This window comes from Ruegeria sp. CDSC068 (assembly GCF_059610545.1).
Genome location: NZ_JBXWNV010000012.1, coordinates 106220 through 131081, shown reverse-complemented (window position 1 = coordinate 131081; position 24862 = coordinate 106220). Strand labels below are relative to the sequence as shown.

The following is a 24862-nucleotide window of genomic DNA, read 5'->3' as shown; positions in this document are numbered from 1 at the left end:
AGCCGCACCAAGGATCTGCCCGACGTGGTCCGCCGCGCCGACATCGTCGTGGCCGCCGTTGGCCGCCCTGAAATGGTGCCCGGCGACTGGATCAAAGAAGGCGCCACCGTCATCGACGTGGGCATCAACCGCATTGAACGCGACGGCAAGAACAAGCTGGTCGGCGACGTCGATTATGCCAGCGCCGCAGCACGCGCCGGCGCCATCACCCCGGTCCCCGGCGGCGTAGGCCCCATGACCATCGCCTGCCTGCTGGCCAACACCCTCACCGCCTGCTGCCGCGCAAACAAACTGCCAGAACCAGAAGGCCTCACAGCCTGACCTGTTTCGCTGGGGCGCAAAAAATGCGCCCCAGCGAAACTGAATTTTGCACAAGTTTGAAAATTGGCCATGATGTCAACGTGCTAAATTTCCCCCCTTTAAGGTTTGAATGTCTGAATGGGGCGTGTTAGCCGGGATTTCCCAGCCGTTTACAGTGTGTGAATGTTAGCTTTCCGGGGCTTTTGGCTGGGTCCCTGAAAGTGGTTTTTGATATGGTATGACTTCAAAGCTAAGACCCATCTTCAGCCTGTGCAGCCCACAACGCGTGGTGGCCGGAGCGTTCTTCCTTCCTATGCTGGCTTACGCTTTTCCGCCGTTCCAGATGTCGGATTTGCCGTTTGTCATAAGCTTCTTATTTTGGTTCGGGGTGATGGGTATCGCCGTTACGTCGACCTGGATGGCCCGAAAGCTGATCCGAGAATCCGGGACTGTTCTGAACTTGCCGGTGCGTGATCTGGCAATCGCCCTGCTTGTTTTGCTGTTGTTTATCCCGTCCCTTTGGGTGCTGGCCGTGGTTCTGTTTTCCATTGGGGGCCACTCCGCACCCGGCATCCCGCGGGTTATTGGATACAGCGCCTTGTTTACAGCTGGCCTGATTCTGACCAGCCGGGCAGAACCCAAAAGCGCTCCACCATCATCCCCGGCGCCGCGGCTTGCGCGACGGTTGCCTGCGTCTTTTCAGGGGCAGATCTACCGCCTGAGCTCGCGTAATCACTACGTGGATGTGGTCACATCAGAGGGTACGTTTGCGATCCGGTTACGGCTCTCTGATGCGGTTGGGGAAATGGAGCCCTTGCGCGGGCATTGTGCGCACCGGTCCCATTGGATCGTGGACAGCGCAGTCACAGGTACTGAGAAAGTAGCTGACAGAATCTACTTGAAGCTGGTGAATGGTGACCTGATACCGGTCAGCCGGAAGTACAAGCCGATGCTTGAAGACGACGGGTTGATATGATCTCAGCGTGGCATTGGGATGATTTGTGGATGAGCGCCGGTCATGATGGCCATTGCCCTGTCGCTCATCAAGTCACTTAGAACCTTCTCGGAACTTCGCAGCCCGCCTGTATAGGTGCCATAGGCCGGTAGAATAAGCCGTGCATTATCCAGCAAAAACGCCGGGCGTGTGATCGTCCGACCGCGTGCCCTAATGCACGTCTTGGGATGATAGTGCCCCGAGATTTCGCCGTGATCACCGGGTTGGGCGATATGCCGAAAAACCAGCGGACCTACCGCGTATTCAGCCAGATGTGTTCCGCCCAGGTCTATTGGACCCGGGTCGTGGTTTCCTTCGATCCAAATCCATTGTCGGCCTGCTTGCAGGGCCGTCAACGAAAGCTTCTCGGCAGTGCCCAACGCCGCCAAAGTATCCAAATCGTCAAAGCTGTCGCCCAGGCAGATGACAGTTTGCGCGCCGGTTCTGTCGATGTCGGCGGCCAGCCGGGTCAGGGTGTCATGACTGTCATAGGGCGGCAAAGAGGGACCACCGCGCCGCGCCATACGTTCGGATTTGCCAAGATGCAGATCGCTGACGCATAACAGTTTCCGGTTTGGCCACCACAACGCACCAGATCCCAATGCGCGCAGGTCTTGTTCAGCAAAGGAAAACGCCAGCTCGTTCATGGTACGTTCTTCACCTGTTTTGATCCTTGGCGCAAGCTGAATTACTTCGCGTCTAGTCCCGCAGCCTTTAGCAACCGGGCGCTTTCCTCGGCCAACAGACGTTCTTCGGCGGCACCTTTGACCGGTACTTTGCCAGCCTCCAGAAACAACGGCGCGGCGAGGGGAGAGACCCGATCCAGCCGAACCAGATCTACCCGGTCACCAATTCGTTCAATCATTGTCTCGATACGTCCAAAATCCACTAGTCCGCGCATTGCTTCCTCGCGGGTGATCTGCATCAGAAGGTGGTTGGGGTCATACTTCAGCAGCGTATCGTAAAGAATATCCGAGGAAAACGTAGCCTGACGCCCGCTTTTGCGTTGCCCGCCTGTATTGCGCTCGATCAGGCCTGCTATTGTGGCCGAAGCGCGAAAGGTGCGTTTCATGACAGCGTTGCCCGCCAGCCATGTCTCAAGCCCGTCACGCAGTTTGTCCAATTGGAGCAATGGGCTTGGGTCGGTCACAGCATCCATGCCCCAAATCAGCGTCGCATAGTCGGTGGCAACAAAACCAAGCGGCGCCAACCCGGTTTCCTCCATCCGCTTGGTCAATAAAAGCCCAAGGGTCTGTTGCGCATTGCGCCCAGCGAAGCCGTAAACACACAGGTGTTCACGACCGTCATTGGGAAAACTTTCGATCAGCAAGCGATCCCGTTGAGGCAATTGGGACATATCCCGCTGCAACGCTAACCATTCGGCCGTGTGGGCAGGTAGTTGTGGCCAGTCCGGCTGAGCGAACATGCGCAGGATACGGTCGCTGAGTTGGGTCGAGGTCGCGAACTTGGTGCCCGAAAATGTAGCGATCTTGGGCTTCTTGTCCGCCCGGCGGCTGACCTCGACCACCATTTCTCGCAGCCCCTCGTACCGAACGATCTGTCCGCCGATCAGAAACGTGTCTCCGGGCGTCAGAGAGGCTGCAAATGCCTCCTCGACCTCACCCAGCGGTTTGCCCCCGCGATTGCGCTTTAGGCGGACTTTCAGCGTGTCTGTGTCCTGTATCGTGCCCAGGTTCATACGAATACGCTGTGCTGCCCGTGGGTCTCTTAGCTGCCATTTCCCATCTGGCCGCTGCAACAGCCGCTGCCAGCGATCATAGGCGCGCAGCGCGTAGCCGCCGGTTGCACAGAAATCCAAACAGGCGTCGAACTCAGCGCGGCTGAGATCAGAATATGGCCCTGCTGCCGTCATTTCGGTGAACAGGGCTTCTGCATCGAACGGACCTGCCGCAGCGGCGATGAGCATATGCTGGCACAAGACGTCCCTTGGGCCCGGTCCGCGCGGTTCGCCATCCAGATCATGGGCCTTTGCCGCCTCCAAAGCGGCGACGCACTCGACCACTTCAAACCGGTTCGCTGGCACTAATAGGGCTTTGGACGGGGCGTTGTAACGGTGGTTGGCACGACCAATGCGCTGAACCAGACGTTTGACGTTCTTGGGCGCGCCAATCTGGATCACCAGATCCACATCGCCCCAGTCGATGCCCAGATCCAGACTGCCGGTGCAAACAATGGCGCGTAGGTCACCGCGGACCATTGCAGCCTCGACCCGTTCGCGCTGTTGCCGATCCAGGCTGCCGTGGTGAATGCCAATGGGCAGCCCGTCATCATTAGCAAGCCAAATGTTGTGAAAGAATATTTCGGCCTGCGCGCGGGTGTTGTGAAAGATAAGCGTGGTTTTGTGTTGTTTGATCTGATCCAGCACCGCAGGGATCGAATAGGCCGCCCCTCCACCGGACCAGGGCGGCATCTCTTGCGTCTCAAGCATTTGGATATCGGGGTCGGGGCCGGGATCAGCCTGAATGATCTTGCAAGGATCGGGGTGGCGGGCCAAAAACTGCGCGATGGCATCGGGGTCTTCGACTGTGGCCGACAGGCCGACGCGTCGCAGGTCAGGGCACAAGCTCTGCAAACGGGCCAGCGCCAACATCAACTGATCGCCTCGTTTGCTTTCGGCCAAGGCGTGGATTTCGTCCACGATCACGCGTTGGACGCCTGCAAACATCCGCGGGGCGTCTTCGTACGACGTCAGTAAGGCCAGGCTTTCAGGCGTGGTCAGCAGGATGTGCGGAGGGTCCACGCGCTGACGTTTCTTTTGCGTGGCCGAGGTATCGCCTGTTCGGTCTTCGATGCGGATGGGCAGGCCAATATCGTCCGCCGGGCCGCGCAGGTTGCGGCGGATATCGGCGGCCAAAGCCTTGAGTGGGGAAACATAGAGCGTGTGTAGGCCGGGGCGATCATTTTCCGCCAGTTCGGCCAGTGTCGGCAGGAAACCGGCCATCGTTTTGCCACCGCCGGTCGGCGCAATGAGCAAAGTTGCCGGGTCCGCAGCCCGGTCAAACATCTCTTGCTGATGTGGATGGATGGACCAGCCTTTGGCGTCAAACCAATCCGTGATCCGGGGGGGAATCTGCGTCATGAACGCAGACTACCCGGCCTGTCCCGGAAATGGCACGGCGTTAATTTACGATTACCTCGTCTTTGACGAACATGTTGGCCCAGGCCCTGTCGATCAGGTCGGGGCTCATCTGATAGGGGATGCCCTCAAATTCGCAGATCGAGATCATCTGGTCGATCAGGAAGATCGGCTGATAGTTGGCATAGACGTTGTTGATGGTCGGGTATTTGACCTTCAGCAAATGCACCAGAGCGGATTCATCCAGCGGCATGCCGCGTTTCCGCGCCACCATTGCAAAGATTTTTAGGAAGTCTTCTTGAACGGGACCACCGATCTTGATCTTGAAGAAGATCCGGCGCAGGGCCGCTTGGTCGAATATCTCATTTGGGTGGAAGTTGGTCGAGAAGATAACCAGTGTGTCAAAAGGCACTTCGAACTTTTCGCCAGACTGCAGGCCAAGAATGTCCTTGTTCTCTTCCAAAGGAACAATCCAGCGGTTGATCAGCGCCTGTGGCGGTTCCTGCTGACGACCAAGGTCGTCCACGATGAAGATGCCACCGGTTGATTTCAGCTGCAGCGGCGCCTGGTAGGTACGTGCGGTCGGGTTGTAGACCAGATCCAGCATTGAAAGCGAAAGTTCACCACCCGTTACCACGGTCGGGCGTTCGCACTGAACATAGCGGGTGTCGAACCGCTTGCGACGGCGCAGGCTGTTGGGGTCATCCGCCTCTTGCTCGATCGCAGTGTGGACGATCGGATCATAGACCGTGATGACCTGACCTGCATACTCGATGGCACGGGGAACATAGACGTTGTCCCCCAGCGCGTCGCGAATACCGTTCGAGATTGAGGATTTACCGTTACCCGGAGGGCCATACATCAGAATTGACCGGCCGGCGCTGACTGCGGGGCCCAGATGGTCCAGCAGGCTGTCGGGCAGAACAAGATGTCCCATCGCACCAGTTAGCTGATCACGGGTCACCTGAATATTTCGGATTGACTGACGCTTGACCTGTTCCCGGTATACGTCCAGCGGAACCGGCATAGCGCCGAAGTATTCAGATTGGCTCAGCGCGTCCAGTGCACGGGCTTTGCCGGCATCGGTAAGCTGATAGCCCATCTCGTTTCCACTGTTGGCGTTCAGTGTGCCCGTCGCTTCGAGCAGTTTCTGTTCGCGTGCAATGTCTACAAGTTCTTGCGTGACCGCACCTGGCAAACAGATCGCTTCCGCGATTTCCGTGACCGTATCCACGTTCTTTCGGAATATCGTCTTAAGCAGAATGTCCCGCATCATCACGATGGGCAGTTTCATTTCGGCCATACCCTTGGGGGCAGGGGGGGCCATAACCGAGGTCGTCTGCATATTCATGAGCGTTGCCCGTCTATCCACTAATCACGCCAAAAGCCCCATAAGGGCTGCTTGGTTAAAATCTTAACCTGCTTTGTGTCAGCACAAAGGCATTGAAAAGGCGGACTGATGATAGTTTATGAGCCGGAAACAGTTCCGAAAATCAAATAGATCGCCAAACTGGCCCCTAACGGAAAACCCATCGGAAATTTCTTGCCCCGATCCCAGCTCTCCCAGTCCGGGGCGATTGCCCGAAGGCGTGTGTGCTTGGCCAGCCTGTGCGTCACATATGCACCAAGCATGGCGCAAGTGGCGATCAGCGTCATAAGCAGATAGTCACCGGCCCAGACAAAGGCTGAGGCGGCAGCCAGAAACTTGGCATCACCTGCCCCCATGACGCCGGCCGCGTTCAACAGGATGCCAAAAAACAAAACGACAACGATGTGCAGCAATTGCCACAGATAGGGCGGAAGTGTCAGGGCAATCGGACCCACGCTGCCGGTCGTCCACTCGGTTGCCCAGGGTGGCAGTGCAATCAACCCGACAACAGCAAAAATCGCGGCCAAAGCGATCACGGCATGATTTTTGATCAGCATGCTACGCAGATCGGTGAAGGCCACATAAAAACAGATCGGCAACACAAACGGCAAAAACCATGCGGCTGCCGTCGCAGGGATATTCATGAATCAGGCCTCTTCAAGCGCGCGAAGCGATCGAACGGCTTCCTCATAATGCTGGGGGTGGGTTGCGATGGCTTCACGGAACAGGTTCTTGGCCGTCGTGATATCGCCTTGTTTGATCGCAGAAATACCCATTGTATTCAGCAGCATGGCCCGCTCAACTTGTGTCAGGGGAACAACTGGCATGTTATAGTTCCCCTGTGCAGCCCTGGCCAACACGAGGTTGTTCTTAGCGGTGAACAGCGATTTGTCCTGACGAATTGCTTCGGAAAACAATCTCTCGGCATCGGCGTAATCACCGCGCGATAGCTTGGAGTAGCCCCAGTTGTTCATAACGCCACCCGGGCGCGTGGTCAGACCAACGGCTGTTTCGTAAAAGTGATCCGCGCGTTTCCAGTCTTTACTGGAGTCTGCAACGACCGCCTCAAGACGGTAACGTTGGAATGTCTCATAGGTTGGAGGAACAGAATCCAGCGTCGACTTGGCTGTTGCCCAGTCACCAGCGCGGACCGATGCGGCGGCGTATTCGACCCGGTCGACGTTGCTCGCGCCTTTCATGGTCGTCACTTTTTTCCACGCCGAAGCTGCCTCGGTCGTGCGTTTAGCGCGCGTAAGAGAAATCGCGAGGCCCCGTTGCAGGTCGATCCGGCCGGGGTTTTTTGCGGCGGCCCCTTTGAAATAGGTCACAGCCTCGTTTGGGTCAGCCGCGGTCAGAAGAACCTCGTTCAGGTTGGTTTCGTCAATGACGTTTACCTCCTGATAGGTGCGTTCGACCTTTTCTTCTTCGGTTTCTTTCTCGCAGGCGGACAGGACCATCCCGCAGATTACCATCGTCGGAATCAAGAATTGTTGGCGCATTTTTTGCGTCCCTTACTGCTCTTGCCTATGTTACGGGAGCTTGCGCAGCTTGAATTGCCCGTTGCCTTGCTGCTCCAGTGTATATTCTTGTTTTTCCGGGGTAGTATTAACAGGATTTTCCATTTTTGCGAGTGCTAAGCGCAGATTGTCCAAAATTGCGTCACTTTCGCCATTGTCCAAAGCAAAGGCGCGCCGGAACATCTGTTCTGCCTCGGGGTATTCGGCCTTTTCCATCAGCACAACACCAAGATTGTTCCACGCGATAGGCCAGTCAGGCTCATCCTCAACTGCGCGGCGCAGCAGTTCCTCTGCCTGCCCTAAACGCCTGAGACCCAGGTTCGCAGTTCCCATTGAGGTCAGGAGTTCCGTTGTCATCCCCTGATCCAGCGCGGCACGGGAAAAGGATGTCAGCGCCAGTTCATATTCGCCCGATGCCATCAGCCGGTTTCCGACCGTAATCGGATCAACAGATTCTGCCTTAGGGTCGATACCAGGAGCATCCAGATCGTTCGAAAGGCCTGTTTCTGTACAAGAGGCCACCATGGCAAGAACCAAGGTGGCCTGAAACGTGCGGCGTAGCCTTAACCGGATACACCTGAAATTTGAATTCATCGGGACGCTATCCACCGGATCCACTGTTTGCAAAGTCCGCGATGCCTTTTGCCGAAGGGCCGACCAGAATGACCAGCAACGGCGGCACCGTCAGCATCATTGTGGCAAGTGTCATTTTGGTTGGCAACTTGTTCGCGGCCTCTTCGGCGCGCATTACCCGCTTGTCACGCATTTCACCGGCATAAACCCGCAGGGCTTCGGCGATTGATGTACCAAATGTGGCCGACTGGATCATAACAGTCACAAACGAGCTGACGTCCTGAACGCCGCAACGTGTGCCAAAGTCTCTAAGAACGCTGTCCCTTTCCTTACCAGCCTTCAATTCGTGCGCGACGACTTCGAATTCCGAGGCAATATCCGGGTAAGAGACTTTCATTTCAGCCGCGACCCGAACAATCGCCTGATCCAGCGACTGACCGGCTTCGACGCAAACCAGCATAAGATCCAGAGTGTCGGGGAAACCTGCAACGATGGCTTCCTGTCGTTCGGCAACGCGCCGTGTGATCCAATAGCGCGGGAGGAAGTAGAACGCACATGCCGGGATCAAGACGCGCATGGCCATCTGGGCTGGTGTGAATTCCTGATCACCGGCAAAAACCGTGACCAACAGCACACCAATCGAAATGCCGACCAAACCAAGTGCAAATTGAGCAAAATGGAAAAAGCGGACCGAGTCCTTGGACTGATACCCCGCCTGGCGCAACTTGAGCTCCATCGCGGACAGTTCTTCCTTGTTCTGTGGTTCCAGGAAGTTCGCGAATTTCTGAAGCTGCTCGTTGCGGCTGGATTGTCGCAGTTTGTCCTTGTTGCCCTTTTTGCTTTCCTTGGAGGGCGCATTAGAGCGCTGAAGTTTCTTGAGAGGGTCCTCAGGCTGGTTCAGCATCAGTGGCAAGGTCACAAGGATCATGAACAATCCCAAAACCCCGACTACGATAAGTGGCCCGAACGGCCCCAAATTCTCGGTCAGGACTTCATTGATTTGGGTCAGAAATTCCATACTCAAGCCCTCAGACTTTGATATTCGTAAGAATGCGCATGACGATCAGGTTCAGTGTCAGCATGATGCCCACAAAGAAACACATCGGAATGAACCATGGGTGGTCCACAACTTCGTCATAGTAGCCCGGATCTTTTACCAAAATGAACAACAGGCAGAATAGGGGGAAGCCAGACAGGAACTTGCCGGACCATTTGGCTTCGGCCGTGATCGCATTGACACGGCGGAACAAGCGGAACCGCGCTCGGATAACCTGGGCCAGACCCGCCAAAATCTCGGCCAGGTTACCACCCGCCTGTTGCTGAATTCCTACCGCGACGGACAAAAAGCGCAGATCCTGCATCCCCAGTCGTTCGGCCATGTCTTTCAGGGCTTCACCGACGTCACGGCCATAGGCGCATTCATCTGCGATGACGCCAAATTCCGTCCCAAGCGGGTCCTGCACTTCATTGGCAACAATTTGAATCGTCGAAACAAATGGGTTCCCGACGCGAAGAGACCGAACCATCAGTTCAACTGCGTCGGGCAGTTGCTCTTCCATCAATCCCATACGTTTCTTGGCTTTGTTGTTTACCCAAGCATACACACCACCCACGCCGATCGCGATCGACAGCGCAATCCGCAACACGACCTCGGTTCCTGTGCCGATGCTCAAGCCCACATAGGCAAATCCAGAAACCAGCATCATGATCATGATCAATTGGCGAGGTGAAAAGGCGATAGCAGCTTTTTGTGCCTTGTCGGCCAAAAGCGAATAGAGCGGGATGCTCTGGGATTTCATATGCTGCTGCATTTCCTTGCGCAGCTGTTCCAGAACCTGTTCGCGTCCGACGCCTTTTTCAAGCATATCCAGACGCCGGTTCACACGGCTGTTCAGGCTGATGGACTTGCCAAATGCCACAAGATAGATGCCCTCGACCAGGAGAAGAACTCCGACGAAGATCACAACATAGATAAGAGCCTCTACGGGCAGTTGCATTTCCGGATCTCCTTAGACGGTCGTAGGTTCGTAGATAGATGACGGTAGATCAAAGCCCCACAGACGGAAGCGTTCGGAATAGTGGCTGCGCACACCGGTCGCGGTGAAATGGCCAATGATCTTGTTGTCCGGCGTCAGACCAACGCGTTGAAACTTGAAAATTTCCTGCATCGAAATCACGTCACCTTCCATCCCCGTAATCTCAGTGATCGAGGTCATCCGACGTGAGCCGTCCTGCAGGCGGCTGGCCTGTACAATCAGGTTCACAGCGGATGAGACTTGGCTGCGTACCGCTTTGATAGGCATCTCGATCCCGGCCATCGCAATCATGTTCTCGAGACGCGAAATCCCGTCACGCGCCGAGTTGGCGTGGATCGTGGTCATCGAACCGTCGTGGCCAGTGTTCATGGCTTGCAGCATGTCGATCACCTCGGCGCCACGCGTCTCGCCCACGATGATGCGGTCAGGACGCATACGAAGAGCGTTTTTAAGACAGTCGCGCGGGCTGACTTCGCCTTTGCCTTCGACGTTAGGGGGGCGGCTTTCCATCCGTCCCACATGGGTCTGCTGCAGCTGAAGTTCCGCCGTATCCTCGATGGTCAGGATGCGTTCGGCGTCATCAATAAAGCTGGACAAGGCATTCAGCGTCGTCGTTTTACCGGAGCCTGTACCGCCCGAGACGATGATATTCAGGCGCGTTGAAACAGCTGCCTGCAAATAGGCGGCCATTTCCTCTGTGAAGGCACCGAAATTGACCAGATCGTCGATGGCCAGCTTGTCTTTTTTGAACTTACGAATGGAAACCAGCGACCCGTCAACGGCGATAGGTGGCACCATTGCGTTGAAACGCGACCCGTCAGCCAGGCGAGCGTCAACATAGGGGTTGGATTCATCGACCCGGCGACCCACGGCGGATACGATCTTGTCGATGATCCGCATCAGGTGCTTTTCGTCCTTGAACGTGACGTCGCTGATTTCAAGCTTGCCGAACCGTTCGACAAAAATCTGCTGTGGACCGTTTACCAGGATATCGTTGACACTGTCGTCTTGAAGCAGCGTCTCAAGGGGGCCCAAACCAGTGACTTCGTCATACAGTTCTTTGTTTAGCTGTGACCGGTCTTCGCGGTTCAGAACAATATCGCGGGATTCGAGGATTTCGCTCGAGATCGCGCTGATTTCCGCTCGAAGTTCAGATTCTCCGGCCTTTTCAAGTGCCGCAAGATTCAGGTTTTCCAGCAGTTCCCGGTGCATCTCGATCTTAATCTCACCCAAGCGCTCTTTGCGCTTGCGATCCCGGTCCGATCCGACCGGTTCAGCAGCCTTCTTTTGAATTGGGCGGCGGGCGACGGCGTTGTCAGTGGATGCTTTTTTCGGAGCAGGCGTTTGCGCCGAAGCCTCAGGCGCTGGAGCAGCCTCGACCGGCTGCGCTGCTGGCTGCTTCTTGTATCTTGAAAACACGGCGACTACCCCTCTGAAATACGGTTACGCGGCCTCGGCGCTGCTGCTGCCCAAGCTGTGAAGCGATTTTGCAAGTTTTGCGATTTCCCGACGCAGCGGGTTCTTGGCGGCGGATTTGGCCAGCGGCAATCCGTGATCACCGCTTTGCATGACGGGTTTGCCACCATCCGGCAATTGTAGGTCAATTGAAATGCCCAGGCTTTCGCCCATGCGCTTGACCCGGCCTTTGCCATTCAAGTCAGTGAATTTCGGGGCTCGGTTCAGAGCGAACCGGAGTTTGTTGAACGGCAGTTCCTCGGCCTGGAGGGCGCGTTTCAACCGCAGCGCATTCTGAGCGGATCGCATGTCCAGCTCGATCATGGCAAAGTACACATGCGCAGCCTGAAGAACCGTTTCCGACCAATGAACAAGGGTCGTCGGCATGTCGACGACCACGTAGTCGAATTTCCTGCGGGCAATTTCGATGACGCGCTCGATGTCATCGGGTGTGATCAGGTCCAACGGAACCATATCGGACGGTGCAGTCAGGACCTCAAGCTTTTCCTCATAGGTTTGTAAGGCCTGCGAGAAGACATCGTCATCCATCAAAGTTGTGTCTGACAGCATCTCAAATATGGTTTCGCGTCGAGGAAGGTCCAGATATGTCGACACGCTGCCATACTGCAGATCTAGGTCGATGACGCACACAGAAGGCGCCTCTTTGTCTGACGCGGTTGCTAACTCCCAGGCGAGGTTAACCGCCATGGTCGTTGATCCCACACCGCCTGCCAGCCCATGGACCACAAACAGCGCGCCTTCTTTCGAATCACCCTGAGCGACCTGAGCTGCCACTGCAGTCGTTGCCACCGGTTCAGGTTTGTTCATGCGCTCTATGGCTTCCTGCAACTCTCCTTCGGGAAGAGGGTAGGGGACAAACTCGTCCGCGCCCTTGCGAAGTAGTTGGTGCAGAGACGCAGGTGTTACGTCTTCGGCGATCAGAACGATCTTGATCTTTTTCTCTTTGGCCTGCGAGATGATTTCGCCCATCAGCGAAAGGTTGTCTTCATCTTCTCCGTCAATAGCAAGCGCAACGAATTCAAGGCTTTCCGCCTCTGGTTGGCTGAAAAAAGCCAGGGCTTCGGCAAACCCAAGGTCGCCCCAACGTTCACCCAAAATGGTTTCCATGTCCTCGATCAGAAGATCAAAATTTTGGACGTCACGGCTGATCGTGCAGGCCAGAATGGCAGTTCCGTCATCATGCGTTTTGGCGCTTGTCATTCACACAATCCTCGTCGTCTGGACCTGCTCACTGCCCGAACATGTTTGGTTCGGTTCAGTTCGCTGTTGCCCGGTCGCGGCCAATTCGGGCCGCACTTCACCTAATTGTTGAAAAGATGGCTTGGAACTTAGGCAAGATTTTGGCGCAAAAGAACCAATTGTAGGGAAATGGGCGACGATGCCGCCCATTTCTTATGGATTATTCATCGTCGCTGCCGCCAGCGTCTTCACGCTGGATGTAACTTTCTCTTGTCGCGCTGTCGACGTATTCGCGGTACACGATCTCGGCGTATTTGCCATCCAGCACCAGCGGGTTGCGATCCAAGAAGCCGGACACTTCGGTCACAGTACGCCGATTTCGGCGATCTCGGTTCGGAGTGTCGATCAGAGGTCGTGTTTTCCCAAAGGAAACAACGGCTTCCAAGCGTGATCGCGAGATTCCCTGCTGCGTCAGGAACGCGACGGCGGCGTTTGCACGACGTTGCCCAAGCGACTGGTTATAGGCGGTAGAGCCGACGGCATCGGTATGGCCGTAAACGCGGAACCGCGCTTCGGGGAACTGCTTGATCCATGCCGCTTGCCGCAACAAGACCCGTTGCGCCTGAGCGTCCAGCTGAGAACTGTTAAACGCAAAATTGATCTGCGTCGGAACTTCTGCAGCAAACCGCTGACCCAGGATTTGGGCGTATGTCAATTCACCGTTCATGACCTGAACGTTGTTTAGCGTTGCGTTGCCAAAGGCGCCTTGGTCGATTTCGTATCCGGCCTCGCGTGTACACGCGGCAACGGTGACCGACAGACCCAGTGTTATGATCCACTTCTGCATTGGTCCTATCCTCTCAATCATTCCAGGATGTAGCCGTATGAGCTGCCAAAGTCCTGTTTGGCGACTTCAGACGCAGCACCCGAACCAACGCGCGTCGTTCGCGCCGTTTTTCCGTTCAAGAACAGGTCAAACTCGCTAGGCGGTTTGACGCGGTCTGTCGGCAGGGCCAGGGCTTCACCACGGGTGGGTGATACCAGATGGGCTGTGACGATGATAACCAGTTCAGATTGCTGACGCTGGTATTCCGCGCTGCGGAACAAAGCACCCAGCACAGGAATGTCGCCGACCCATGGAATTTGGCTATTCAGGTCCGCGAAGTTGTCCTGAACCAACCCTGCAATTGCAAAGCTCTCGCCGTCTCGCAATTCAACTGTCGTCTTCGTCTGACGCGCAATGAATGTTGGCACGTTGTTGCCTGCAATTGAAAAGTTGGAGTTAGGGTCAATAGTTGACACCGATGTTCCCAGCTCGAGGTTTATCAGATCACCGTCCACCACGCGGGGCGTAAAGAGGACCTGCACACCAAAATTCCGGTATTCAATTGCGATCTGGCCGTCATCGGCTGGAACCGGAATCGGGACTTGGCCGCCAGCCAGGAATTCAGCTTCCTGACCAGACAGAGCTGACAGGTTGGGCTCTGCAAGAGTACGGGCAAGCCCTTTGGATTCGAGCGCCTCTAACAGCAAGCGTACCTGTGTCGAACCGGCACCAAAGCCAAACAAGATGGCACCTGTATTTGTCTGCTGGAAGGGAATGTTGTTGTTCAACGCGTTGGCCAACGCACCAGCGGTGTTCAACGTGTTGAATCCGCCCGTTGTGTCACCACCGCCAAAACCAAGCGATGCGGTCAAACTTTTGGCAACCGACCGATTCATTTCGGCAAAGCGAACTTTCAGCATGACCTGTTGAACACCGCCAACAGACATTAGGTTCGAAACCCGCTCGGGCGCGTAACGTTCTGCAAGTTCCAGGGCACGGGCCAATTTAGCCGAGCTGGAGATCGTGCCAGAAAGAACGATGCCGTCGTTGGCAGTACGCACTTCGATTGGCTCGTTCGGCAGAATCTGTCTCAATCTCTCTTTGAATTCAGACACATCCGGCGAAACACGGACCCGAACGTTGGCCAGCAGGTTGCCAGCCCCATCGAACAAAGTCAGCGTGGTCAGGCCAGGTGCCTTACCCAAAACATAGATAGTACGATCAGAAAGCGACGAAATGTCAGCGATGCCTGCGTTGGCGATGCTGAGTTCCGCAAATGGTGTTTCGCTTTCAACGACAATTGCGCGGTTCATCGGAACGTCCAGCGTTTCCGCCGTACCGTTCTTAACCACGCGAAGTGTTTCAGCTTGGACAGCAGTGCTGGCCGAACTGATAACTAACGCCAACCCCAGAAGGGTTGCGTTGAACCAAGATATTATTTTCATGTGACCTGCCTCTCCGATCACGCCTCGTTTTAGGTCTAATGCCTTATGTGCGATAACACTGCGCGAATTACGATTTTATTGCAATAATCAATGGTTTCTGGAATTTTCCTTATGTGGGTAATGCGCAACATTCGAAACGAAACAAGCCGCGCTGATGGCGCGGCTTGTGGCTTTAACGTTTTGATTTCGCGCTAGTTTGTGCAGGGAATGGGTGTTTGGACGATTTCCGCGCCACGACGAATGTTGGTGAAGCACTTTCGTTCCTCAACCTGAACAGGCGCTGGTGCGGCTGCTTCGATTCCCAACAGTTTTCTTTGGTCCACTTCAATCGCAGTCGCAATGGTCTCATCCTGGGTGCCGACCAATGCCAGTGACAAGCGCCCGGTGTTCTGAGCTTGGGCGAGTGCGGCGACCTGTTCCGGGGTTATTGCAACAGTGACCGTCCTGGCGATTGTTGTGCCGGTCACGTCCGATCCCGCGGATTGATCAATTGCAATCAATTCAATGTTGGTCTGGATAAGACGTGTGATCTCTCCCTCGCCGCCAGTACCTCTTAGGGATCCGGTCCAGTAAACGTCGACGTTATCGCCCGGGCGCAAAAAGCCAGACACGCCAGATGCTACATCTACGCTGATGGCAAAAGCTCGCATGCCTTTCTCAAGGCGCGAGGTAAGGCCAGCCGATTCGCCGGGCTGGGTTACTTTGACTTCCAAAAGCGCCTCGTCTTTTTCTATCGTGCGAAGGATAAAGCGATCGCCCTTACCATCTTGCGGAAACAACGCGGTCATGTCCGAGAAAGTTCCTTCAGGAATCGCGTCCTCTGGCCACTGCACGACGCGCACATCGTCTTCTGCCAGACGCTCACCGTATTTCATCGCCCGATTCAAAACCATGACGTCCACTGTAGGAATTGTCTTAACGTTCGCCAGAGCGTTTTGAGTAGCCAGCCTCTCGCGCTCTAGTTCCGCCTGGGTTTGACTGATGTAGTCCTTTGCCAGGTACACAGCACCACCGGCCAGAGCGACCCCAATAATCAGAACAAGTCCAAATACCGCACGCATTCGCGTCCCCTCACACTTCTTTTTTGGTTTGGTGTCGATCAGAATACGACATCATTTGCCCCCTGTGTAAACGTGAATTGTGTCGAAAAGGGGGACAATGTTGGGTAAATTGGCAAACCTTGTTCTAGGAAACTAGGAAATAGTGCCGTTAAGAGCCGGAGCCGGAAAATTCCACTGAGATTTCCAATGAATCAACTTGGGTTGCCACTCCGTTCATTGATCTGCCGTTGGCTTCATCAATTGCCTTCAGAGGGGTGAAAAAGTAAATGCCCACGAAAGCAGCTAGCCCAACCACTGCTGCGGTTAGAACGACCCAATCAACTGTGACCGCCCCATCTTCGTTTTTCAGGAATTTTTCGAGTCTGTTCAACATCAGAGCACCAGAGACGGAAGTTTAGAAAAAAATAGGGGCCAAGCTAGTTCAAGCATGGCCCCACCCCAGATAGTCTGTACCTGGATTAGTTGTCGGTTGGGTTGACGTCAGGCGTCTGAACGGCAGTCGAAACGCTTGTCAACGATGTGCCAACGCTGTCCGACACGGCTTTGGTGCCGTTACCGATCTGAGTGTATGCAACTGCGGCCAGGCCAACAACGGCTGCGGTCAGAACGACCCAGTCTACTGTTACGGCGCCGTCTTCGTCTTTGCGGAAGTTCTTGATGAACTTGATCATGTTACGTCCCTCCTAAAGGATCTAAAAAAGTCAATTAAACCTAGGCGTCTATCAGAGCTTCCTCTCTCAGTCCGCTCCCGATCGTCTCGGTATGGCACTATGATTGACCGCTGTGCATGGCAGGAATTGGGCCAAACCCTATTTTTTTTTGGTGAAGTTAAACTTTTTGGTAGTTTTTCTGGTAACTACTTAAAAATAAACAATAAAAAAACAAACCTAACAGAGGTTGTCTGGTCGCCCCGATGCAAATTTGCGGCAAATGAGGCGAAATTGCCCCATTTCGCATTGTTTTTCTGGCCTTGCGGGCAGATTCGAGGTTCAACTCAACCAAAAGAAAAACATGAGGCAGGCAAATGAATCTCCGGCTCGCAATGACTTGCGCCGGTTTGGCGGCGTTGATGCTGTCTGGCCCAGTGCCAGTCGTGGCGAACGAGGTTGAGCCAAGAGGCGTTTACAAACGGGTCAAGGCCCCAAAGCCTGGCACGCGGCCACGCGTCACGGTCCAGATTACGCCCGATGAGCATGCGAAGACCCCGTCTGCCCCTAGTACAGGCGTAGAATTAGTCGAACCTGAAATCATCGCGCGCACGCGTGTCATACCGCCAACTCTTCCCGGTGCGGGCAAAAAACCGGTTGGTTCGTACAAGGCTTTCTGGGAAAGGGTGTCGCCATCATTGACCGAGGCCGGGTCCGGACGGCTGCACGATGCCATGAATGCACTTGCTGCGATCAATGTCGCGGCACCGCGTTTACAGACCCTGCAAAATATCGCCCAACAGCGCCGCGTGGATATTCTGCGCTCGACCGTGGGAACAAATGTCTCACCGGCATTGGTTCTGGCGGTCATTTCCGTGGAATCCGCCGGGCGCACCGACGCTGTAAGCTCGGCAGGGGCACAAGGATTGATGCAGCTGATGCCTGCAACCGCCAAACGTTTTGGGGTTCAGGACAGTACGCAGCCGTCGCAAAACATCGCGGGAGGTGTGAAGTATCTGAACTGGCTGATGGAAGAATTCGGTAACGACCCGATCCTCGTCCTTGCAGGGTATAACGCTGGGGAAGGGGCCGTACGTAAGCACGAGGGCGTCCCACCTTACGCAGAGACCCGTGATTACGTACCCAAAGTTCTTGCAGCGTTTCAGGTGGCGCGGGCGTTGTGTTCGACACCGCCTCAGCTGATTACGGATGGGTGTGTATTCCAATCGCTGAACTGAAAATGGCCCACCCGAAGCGGTGGGCCTTTTCATTGGTGTGAATTAGTTGACGATGTTGGCTTCGGTCGCAGCGCGGATCTCGTCTTCGGTCACGCCTTCGGCAATCTCGATGATCTTCAGGCCGCCATCAACCACGTCCAGAACGCCAAGGTTGGTGATGATGCGGTTCACCACCTTCTTGCCGGTCAGGGGCAGGGTGCACTTCTTCAGCAGCTTGGACTTGCCGTGCTTGTTGGTGTGATCCATCACGACGATAACACGTCGAACGCCTGCAACCAGGTCCATCGCGCCGCCCATGCCTTTGACCAGCACGCCCGGAATCATCCAGTTGGCCAGATCACCTTCTTCATCGACCTCCATCGCGCCCAGAACCGCAGCAGCAATCTTACCGCCGCGGATCATGGCAAACGATGTAGCACTGTCGAAATAGGCGGTACGGGACAGCTCCGTGATCGTCTGCTTGCCAGCGTTGATCAGATCCGGGTCTTCTTCGCCTTCAAAGGGGAAGGGGCCCATGCCAAGCATTCCGTTCTCGGATTGCAGGGTGATGTCCTTGTCGCCCACATAGTTAGCCACCAGCGTCGGAATACCGATGCCGAGGTTTACATACATGCCGTCTTCCAGCTCTTGTGCCGCACGTGCGGCCATCTGATTACGATCCCAGGGCATTATGCTTCCTCCTTCTTACGGGTGGTGCGTTGTTCGATGCGCTTTTCATGCTGACCCTGAATGATGCGATGGACGTAGATGCCGGGCAGGTGGATCATATCGGGGTCCAGCGACCCACGCGGCACGATTTCCTCGACCTCGGCGATGCAGATCTTGCCACAGGTCGCAGCAGGTACGTTAAAGTTGCGCGCGGTCTTGCGGAAGATCAGGTTGCCGGTGTCATCGGCCTTCCAGGCTTTGACAATGGCCAGATCGGCAAAGATGCCTTCTTCCAAGATGTAAGTCTCGCCATTGAAGTCTTTGTGCTCTTTACCATCGGCGATCACTGTGCCCACACCGGTCTTGGTATAGAACCCGGGGATGCCTGCGCCACCAGCGCGCATGCGTTCGGCCAGGGTACCTTGCGGGTTGAATTCGAGCTCCAGCTCTCCAGCCAGATATTGGCGCATGAACTCGGCGTTTTCACCGACGTAAGAGCTGATCATCTTTTTGACCTGCTTGGTCTGCAGCAGGATGCCGATACCGAAATCGTCGACGCCGGCGTTGTTCGAAGCAAACGTCAGATCTTGAGCGCCCGAGTTCTTGATCGCCTCAAGCAGCAGTTCGGGAATACCGCACAGGCCAAAACCGCCTGCCGCGATCATCATGCCGTCCGAAATCACTCCATCGAGCGCTTCGGTGGCATTGGCATAGACTTTCTTCATGGAAAACTCCCCCAATGACATGGTGATGGCGCAGGTTGTGCCGCCACGTCACGGGGAAGTCAATGAAACCAAGGGGTAGGTGGTATTTCTACCTAGCCAGTCGTTAGGTGGCCGCCTTTTTGGTTGTTTTCTTGGCAGCAGCTTTCTTTTTCGGAGCCGCTTTTTTCTTGGTGCCCTTTTTAGTTGCGCGTTCGTTGACCAGTTCGATGGCCATTTCCTGTGTCACATCTTCGGGCTTAATATCTTTTGGAATGGTCGCGTTGACCTTTTCCCATTTCACGTATGGCCCATAGCGCCCATCCAGAACCTGCATCGCGCCGCCATCTGGGTGCTCGCCTAATTCCTTCAACGCTTTTGCCGCTGCGCGACGGCCACGCCCGGGGTTGGCGCGCTTTTCAGCCAGCAACTCGACAGCGCGGTTCATGCCGATTTCAAACACGTCGTTGGGGTCTTTGAGGTTTGCGTAGACCGGCTTGGCCTCATCCGCCAACTGATGCATCAGATAGGGACCAAACCGCCCAAAGTTCGAGCTGATCATGCCACCCTCTGGGTGTTCGCCAATCTGGCGGGGCAGGGACAGCAGCGTCAGCGCCTTGTCCAGATCCATGTCATCCTTGCTCCAGCCACGCGGTAGTGAGGCGCGCGGTGGTTTTTTGTTCTCGGGCGTCGGTTCGCCGCGCTGAACATAGGGGCCAAACCGGCCGGACTTCAGCCAGATATCTTCCCCTGCATCTTCGCCCAGAAGACGTTCCTCGCCTTCGGCACCTTCGCCGGCGATGGGGCGCGTATAGGTGCACTCTGGATAGTTGCCACACCCAACGAACCCGCCGGTGCGCGACGTCTTCAGGTGCAACTGACCCAGACCGCATTTCGGACAGACACGCGGGTCCGAGCCGTCTTCACGCGGCGGGTAAAGTTGCGGCGCCAGGGCTTCGTCGAGTTTGTCCAGAACCTCAGAAATCCGCAATTCGGACGTTTCGCCGATAGCAGCCGAGAAATCGCGCCAGAACTTGCTCAGCAACTCCTTGTAGTCTCGCCCACCGGCGCTGACGTCGTCCAATTGTTCTTCCAGATTGGCGGTGAACTCATACCCCACGTACTGCCGGAAGAAGTTCAGCAGGAAGATCGTAACGATCCGGCCCTTCTCCTCTGGGATCAGCCGGTTCTTGTCTTTGCGCACATATTCCCGGTCCTGAATCGTGGTCACGATCGAGGCATAGGTCGACGGTCGCCCGATCCCCAGCTCTTCCATCCGCTTGACCAGCGTAGCCTCGGTGTAGCGCGGCGGCGGTTGCGTGTGGTGCTGCAGGGCAAGTACAGATTCGTTCTCGGACAGAATGGCCTCTTTCGCGGCCTTTTCAGTGCCTTCGCTGGTCGCTTTGGTGAACTGATCGCGCAGGGATGTTTTGGCAAACCGAGCTGGATCGCCCTGCATGATTTGCGGCAGGCGCTTTTCATCATCATCGGCCACGTCGTCGCGGCCTTCTTCATAAACGCGCATGAACCCGTCGAACAGAACAACCTGACCGGTGGCGCGCAGGCCGACCTGGCCGTCATCGCTGCCAATCTCGACCGTAGTGCGCTCCAGCCGGGCCGCAGCCATCTGACAGGCAATGGTACGTTTCCAGATCAGGTCATACAGTTTGCGCTGATCCTCATCTGTGACCTTCAGCGCCTTGGTATCGCGGGACATATCCGTCGGGCGGATACATTCGTGCGCTTCCTGGGCGTTCTTGGCCTTGTTTTTATAGATACGCGGGCTGTCCGGCACGTATTCTGCACCGTAACGGTCTGCGATGGTATCGCGAGTGGCCGCCACGGCCTCGGGCGCCATGTCGATGCCGTCGGTCCGCATATATGTGATGTAGCCCGCCTCGTAGAGGCGTTGAGCAACCTGCATCGCGTGACGCGCGCCCATTCCGAACTTGCGGCTTGCTTCCTGCTGCAAGGTAGAGGTCATGAAGGGCGCACTGGGGTTGCGCGCGGCAGGCTTGGCTTCGACCGAAGAAACACTCAGCGCGCGGCTGGTAATGGCTTGCACCGCTAATTCAGCCTGGGTGGCGTTGGCCAAATCATGTTTGTCCAGTTTCTTACCGGCCAGTGTGACCAGGCGTGCCTCATAAGTCTGGCCGCGCGGTGTTTCGAACACTGCCTTCACAGACCAATATTCGACTGGCTTGAACGCCTCGATCTCCATCTCGCGCTCGACGATTAGGCGCAGACAGACTGACTGAACGCGACCGGCGGACTTCGCGCCGGGCAGCTTGCGCCACAGGACCGGCGACAGGTTGAAACCCACCAGATAGTCCAGCGCGCGGCGGGCCAGATAGGCCTCGACCAGCGGCATGTCGACCTGGCGCGGGTTCTGCATCGCCTCGGTCACCGCATCCTTGGTGATCGCGTTGAAGGTCACGCGGCTGACGGGCGTGTCTTTCTTGATCGAGCGGCGCTTGGTCAGGGCTTCTTGCAGGTGCCAGCTGATAGCCTCACCCTCACGATCAGGGTCAGTCGCGAGAATCAAAGCGTTGTCTTCTTTCAGCGCATCGGCGATGGCTTTGACATGTTTGCGGCTGTCGTTGCCGACCTCCCATTTCATCTCAAATTCATGCTCGGTATCGACGGATCCGTCCTTGGGCGGCAAGTCCCGGACATGGCCATATGAGGCCAGCACCGTGTAGTCAGGGCCAAGATATTTGTTGATTGTTTTGGCCTTGGCAGGGGATTCTACAACAACTACAGGCATTTAAGGGAAAACCTCGCTCGACGGAATTGGCGCCTTCTATGATCGTGCAAGATGTGGAGGGCAAGGGCGAATTGTCAATGCGTTCCTTTGAACACAGAAGTTATGTTGTTATTTCAATCACGTAGCCTGTGTATAAAAAGGACTTGGGCAGAAACCAGGCCTCAGCGATGAAGGTTATGCTGACAGCGACAGGAGGCCGCCGGGCTGGCGCTGGATCTGTCCCTCGAGTTCCAGATCAATCAATGCGGGTCCGATTTCTCCGGCCGTTGCGGCAATGTCGCGGATCAACTGATCTTCGGCAATCGGGGAGGGGCCCAATCGCGACAGGATTTCACGATGCAGTGCGGTACCTGCGATCACCGGTTTGGCTACAACGTCGGGCACGGCGGGCCCCTCGACCTGACTGGTAGGTGCCCGTTTCGGTAGCGCCTCAATGACGTCTTCGGCGGCTCGCACCAATATCGCGCCGTCCCGGATCAGCATGTTGCACCCGGCAGCGCGTGCATCGAAAGGGTGCCCGGGTACGGCCAGAACCTCGCGCCCCTGATCCAAGGCGTCCCGTGCGGTAATCAGACTGCCGGATTTTGCGGCAGCTTCGACGACGACAACCGCTTGGGCCAGACCTGAGATAATCCTGTTTCTGCGCGGGAAGTGCCGGGCCTGCGGTGTGACGCCCATAGGCTGTTCAGAGACACGCAACCCGGTTTGGCCAATCTTTTCCGCCAAATCAGTGTTTTCGGTGGGATAGACGACATCCACGCCGCCCGCCATCACAGCGACGGTGCCCGTTTCAAGCGCGGCCATATGGGCCGCTGTATCAATGCCGCGTGCCAGGCCGGACACAACGACATAGCCTTGCTTGCCGAGATCTGTGGCAAGCCCCCGCGCCATCCGCGCCCCCAGGGACGAACAATTCCGCGCACCGACCAGTGCAATCGACCGGCGCTGCAGCAGAGAGCTATCTCCAATCGCCCAAAGCATTGGTGGGGCGTCGGAAAGATCATGCAAGGCATCTGGATAATCGGCGGAGCCAAGGCACAAAAGGTGCGCGTTCGCGGCTTTTGCGGCCTTGAGTTCCGCCTCAATCACGCCGGGGGGGCAAACTTCGTACCCATCAATTCCGGCAGCGTGTGCCATCTCCGGCAGCGCGGCCAGCGCGTTCTGCGCCGAGCCATGTTCCCGCAGCAACCGACGAAACGTCGCCGGACCAACCTTGCGAGAGCGCAACAGACGAAGCCAGGAAAACCGATCCTCTTCCGTGGTGGGTGGGAGTGTGGGGTGATAGGAAGAATGCTGCTCTTCGGTCATCCGATGCTCCGCCTGATTGCAGAACTGGTTTACGATTGCTGGGGTTAACAGCTTGTGAATCTCTTCAAATTATCCGGATAATTTTCGGCGTTTATCACTTAGAGTTATTTAGTGCGTTGAAATGTATGAAATAAACACAACGGCCTTCAATGCGGGCGCCTGACAGGATGTTAAGGCGCCGGCGGGCTGAAAGCGCAGCGTTAACCCTGCGCTCTCGATTTCCCGCCAAGCGATTCCCGGCTATGCGGCCGATCCGCCGACTGTCAGGCCATCCATCAGAACGGTAGGCTGGCCAACGCCGACCGGTACCCACTGGCCGTCTTTGCCACAGGTTCCCATGCCCGGATCCAGCGCCATGTCGTTGCCCAACCCCCGAATGCGTTTAAGGGCGGATGGACCGTCGCCGATCAGGGTCGCGCCTTTGACGGGTGCCCCGATCTTACCGTTTTCCACGCGGTACGCCTCGGTGCACGAGAACACGAATTTGCCGTTGGTGATATCCACCTGACCGCCGCCGAAACCAACGGCCCAGATTCCGTCCTGGATGTCCGCAACCAAAGAGGCCGGATCAGCCTCACCACCCAGCATCACAGTGTTCGTCATCCGCGGCATGGGTTTGTGCGCATAGCTTTGCCGCCGCCCGTTTCCGGTGGGGGCCACGCCCATCAGGCGTGCGTTTTGGCGATCCTGCATATAGCCGGTCAGGACGCCATCTTCGATCAAGACAGTCCTGGAACTGGGTGTGCCTTCGTCATCCAAAGAGATCGAGCCCCGACGATCCGGGATTGTGCCGTCATCAACAACGGTCACGCCTTTGGATGCGATCTGCTGTCCCATCAAACCGGCAAAGGCCGAGCTTCCCTTGCGGTTAAAGTCACCCTCCAAACCGTGTCCGATTGCCTCGTGCAAGAGGATGCCTGGCCAACCGGGGCCAAGCGCGACCTCCATCACGCCGGCAGGGGCCGGGATCGCGTCGAGATTGACCAAGGCGATCCGCAACGCCTCGCGCGCTTTGTCCTGCCAATCCGACGGATCGATCAGGCCGTCTAGCCCGACGCGCCCGCCACCCCCGGCCGAGCCACTTTCGCGGCGACCGTTCTGTTCGACGATGACCGAGATATTGAGGCGGGTCATTGGCCGCACGTCTCGCATCAGTACGCCGTCCGGGCGCAAAATCTCGACTTCTTGCACGGCTGCGGCGATTGTCGCGCTAACCTGCACGACGCGGGGATCCATGTCGCGGGCATAGGCGTCGATCTCGCGCAGTGTTTCGATCTTGACCGGGAAATCAGCGGATTCAATCGGGTCTTCGTCCGTATAAAGGAGGGTATTGGTAGCGCGCGGACCATCGGCCAGCGTGCCGCCGCCGTCGCCAACAGCCAGGCGCGCGGTCTCGGCTGCCCGCTTCAGCGCCGGAATTGAGACATCGGTGGAATGCGCATACCCGGCAACTTCACCCTGCACCGCCCGCAGGCCAAACCCTTCGGATGCGTCATAAGATGCCGTCTTCAAGCGCCCGTCGTCAAAGACCAAAGCCTCGGATTTTCGCCGCTCGATAAACAGCTCTCCGTCTTCTGCCCCGGAAGTGGCGGATTGCAAAACCGCAAGCGCCTCGTCATGCGGAATAGCGCTATCAAATGGGCGAAACGGGTCATTGGACATCTGTTGGGACCTTCCGAG

The 24862-nt window shown here is 56.3% G+C and carries 23 protein-coding genes and 1 pseudogene; 4 read left to right on the top strand and 20 right to left on the bottom strand.

What is annotated here, in order from left to right:
• Both AC2FID_RS20450 and AC2FID_RS20445 read left to right on the top strand, forming a co-directional pair.
• Positions 1-321 (top strand): annotated as a pseudogene (locus AC2FID_RS20450) (bifunctional methylenetetrahydrofolate dehydrogenase/methenyltetrahydrofolate cyclohydrolase); the annotation flags it as partial.
• Positions 322-538: 217 nt separating this feature from the next.
• Positions 539-1276, top strand: a complete 738-nt coding sequence (locus AC2FID_RS20445; protein WP_496838460.1) for a LytTR family DNA-binding domain-containing protein — start codon at positions 539-541, stop codon at positions 1274-1276.
• 2 nt (positions 1277-1278) lie between these two features.
• On the opposite strand, the gene pdeM is transcribed toward AC2FID_RS20445, so the two are convergent.
• The 15 genes from pdeM to AC2FID_RS20370 all read right to left on the bottom strand — a co-directional run bounded on the left by pdeM (position 1279) and on the right by AC2FID_RS20370 (position 16544).
• Positions 1279-1941: a ligase-associated DNA damage response endonuclease PdeM gene (gene pdeM, locus AC2FID_RS20440; protein ID WP_496838459.1), complete on the bottom strand. Its 663-nt coding sequence runs from the start codon at positions 1939-1941 to the stop codon at positions 1279-1281.
• 41 nt (positions 1942-1982) lie between these two features.
• On the bottom strand, positions 1983-4394 hold the full coding sequence (locus tag AC2FID_RS20435) for a ligase-associated DNA damage response DEXH box helicase (protein ID WP_496838457.1): 2412 nt from the start codon (positions 4392-4394) through the stop codon (positions 1983-1985).
• Positions 4395-4434: 40 nt separating this feature from the next.
• The gene (locus tag AC2FID_RS20430) at positions 4435-5742 is read right to left on the bottom strand and encodes a DUF8689 domain-containing protein (RefSeq protein ID WP_109313459.1); all 1308 of its coding nucleotides are present in this window, start codon (positions 5740-5742) and stop codon (positions 4435-4437) included.
• A 116-nt stretch (positions 5743-5858) separates the two neighbouring features.
• Positions 5859-6404 (bottom strand): prepilin peptidase, encoded by a 546-nt coding sequence (locus AC2FID_RS20425; protein ID WP_282120047.1) that lies wholly within the window; start codon positions 6402-6404, stop codon positions 5859-5861.
• A gap of 3 nt (positions 6405-6407) precedes the next feature.
• Positions 6408-7259, bottom strand: coding sequence for a tetratricopeptide repeat protein (locus tag AC2FID_RS20420; protein WP_282120046.1), 852 nt, complete (start codon positions 7257-7259; stop codon positions 6408-6410).
• A gap of 30 nt (positions 7260-7289) precedes the next feature.
• On the bottom strand, positions 7290-7871 hold the full coding sequence (locus AC2FID_RS20415; RefSeq protein WP_282120045.1) for a tetratricopeptide repeat protein: 582 nt from the start codon (positions 7869-7871) through the stop codon (positions 7290-7292).
• A 7-nt stretch (positions 7872-7878) separates the two neighbouring features.
• Positions 7879-8868 carry a type II secretion system F family protein gene (locus AC2FID_RS20410; RefSeq protein ID WP_282169107.1) on the bottom strand — a complete coding sequence of 330 codons (990 nt, stop codon included), beginning with the start codon at positions 8866-8868 and terminating at the stop codon, positions 7879-7881.
• 10 nt (positions 8869-8878) lie between these two features.
• Positions 8879-9847: a type II secretion system F family protein gene (locus AC2FID_RS20405; protein ID WP_282169108.1), complete on the bottom strand. Its 969-nt coding sequence runs from the start codon at positions 9845-9847 to the stop codon at positions 8879-8881.
• Between the two features lie 12 nt (positions 9848-9859).
• Positions 9860-11305 carry a TadA family conjugal transfer-associated ATPase gene (locus AC2FID_RS20400; protein ID WP_496838452.1) on the bottom strand — a complete coding sequence of 482 codons (1446 nt, stop codon included), beginning with the start codon at positions 11303-11305 and terminating at the stop codon, positions 9860-9862.
• Positions 11306-11329: 24 nt separating this feature from the next.
• Positions 11330-12562: a CpaE/TadZ family protein gene (locus AC2FID_RS20395; protein ID WP_496699816.1), complete on the bottom strand. Its 1233-nt coding sequence runs from the start codon at positions 12560-12562 to the stop codon at positions 11330-11332.
• 199 nt (positions 12563-12761) lie between these two features.
• Positions 12762-13388 (bottom strand): OmpA family protein, encoded by a 627-nt coding sequence (locus tag AC2FID_RS20390; protein ID WP_282120041.1) that lies wholly within the window; start codon positions 13386-13388, stop codon positions 12762-12764.
• 17 nt (positions 13389-13405) lie between these two features.
• A complete protein-coding gene (locus AC2FID_RS20385; RefSeq protein ID WP_282120040.1) occupies positions 13406-14812 on the bottom strand; it encodes a type II and III secretion system protein family protein in 1407 nt (468 codons plus the stop codon).
• Positions 14813-15003: 191 nt separating this feature from the next.
• Entirely contained in the window at positions 15004-15873 is an 870-nt protein-coding gene (cpaB, locus tag AC2FID_RS20380) for a Flp pilus assembly protein CpaB (RefSeq protein WP_282120039.1), read from the bottom strand.
• A 148-nt stretch (positions 15874-16021) separates the two neighbouring features.
• Entirely contained in the window at positions 16022-16246 is a 225-nt protein-coding gene (locus AC2FID_RS20375; RefSeq protein ID WP_496761376.1) for a hypothetical protein, read from the bottom strand.
• An 85-nt stretch (positions 16247-16331) separates the two neighbouring features.
• Entirely contained in the window at positions 16332-16544 is a 213-nt protein-coding gene (locus AC2FID_RS20370; RefSeq protein WP_282120037.1) for a Flp family type IVb pilin, read from the bottom strand.
• Positions 16545-16643: 99 nt separating this feature from the next.
• On the opposite strand from AC2FID_RS20370, the gene AC2FID_RS20365 reads away from it, so the two are divergent.
• Together AC2FID_RS20365 and AC2FID_RS20360 are read left to right on the top strand one after the other, a co-directional pair.
• Positions 16644-16901, top strand: coding sequence for a hypothetical protein (locus tag AC2FID_RS20365; RefSeq protein ID WP_496838448.1), 258 nt, complete (start codon positions 16644-16646; stop codon positions 16899-16901).
• Positions 16898-17758 (top strand): lytic transglycosylase domain-containing protein, encoded by an 861-nt coding sequence (locus AC2FID_RS20360; RefSeq protein ID WP_496838446.1) that lies wholly within the window; start codon positions 16898-16900, stop codon positions 17756-17758. Before AC2FID_RS20365 ends, AC2FID_RS20360 begins: the two co-directional genes overlap by 4 nt.
• Before the next feature lie 42 nt (positions 17759-17800).
• Here the strand turns inward: AC2FID_RS20360 and AC2FID_RS20355 are convergent, their stop codons facing one another.
• The 5 genes from AC2FID_RS20355 to tldD form a co-directional block, all read right to left on the bottom strand.
• Positions 17801-18427 (bottom strand): CoA transferase subunit B, encoded by a 627-nt coding sequence (locus tag AC2FID_RS20355; RefSeq protein WP_058276937.1) that lies wholly within the window; start codon positions 18425-18427, stop codon positions 17801-17803.
• Positions 18427-19131 (bottom strand): CoA transferase subunit A, encoded by a 705-nt coding sequence (locus AC2FID_RS20350; RefSeq protein ID WP_108861806.1) that lies wholly within the window; start codon positions 19129-19131, stop codon positions 18427-18429. Before AC2FID_RS20350 ends, AC2FID_RS20355 begins: the two co-directional genes overlap by 1 nt.
• 103 nt (positions 19132-19234) lie before the next feature.
• The gene (gene topA, locus AC2FID_RS20345) at positions 19235-21874 is read right to left on the bottom strand and encodes a type I DNA topoisomerase (protein WP_496838443.1); all 2640 of its coding nucleotides are present in this window, start codon (positions 21872-21874) and stop codon (positions 19235-19237) included.
• Between the two features lie 174 nt (positions 21875-22048).
• Positions 22049-23182, bottom strand: coding sequence for a DNA-processing protein DprA (dprA, locus tag AC2FID_RS20340; RefSeq protein ID WP_496838442.1), 1134 nt, complete (start codon positions 23180-23182; stop codon positions 22049-22051).
• Positions 23183-23422: 240 nt separating this feature from the next.
• Positions 23423-24844, bottom strand: coding sequence for a metalloprotease TldD (tldD, locus tag AC2FID_RS20335; RefSeq protein ID WP_496838441.1), 1422 nt, complete (start codon positions 24842-24844; stop codon positions 23423-23425).
• Positions 24845-24862: the final 18 nt, after the last annotated feature.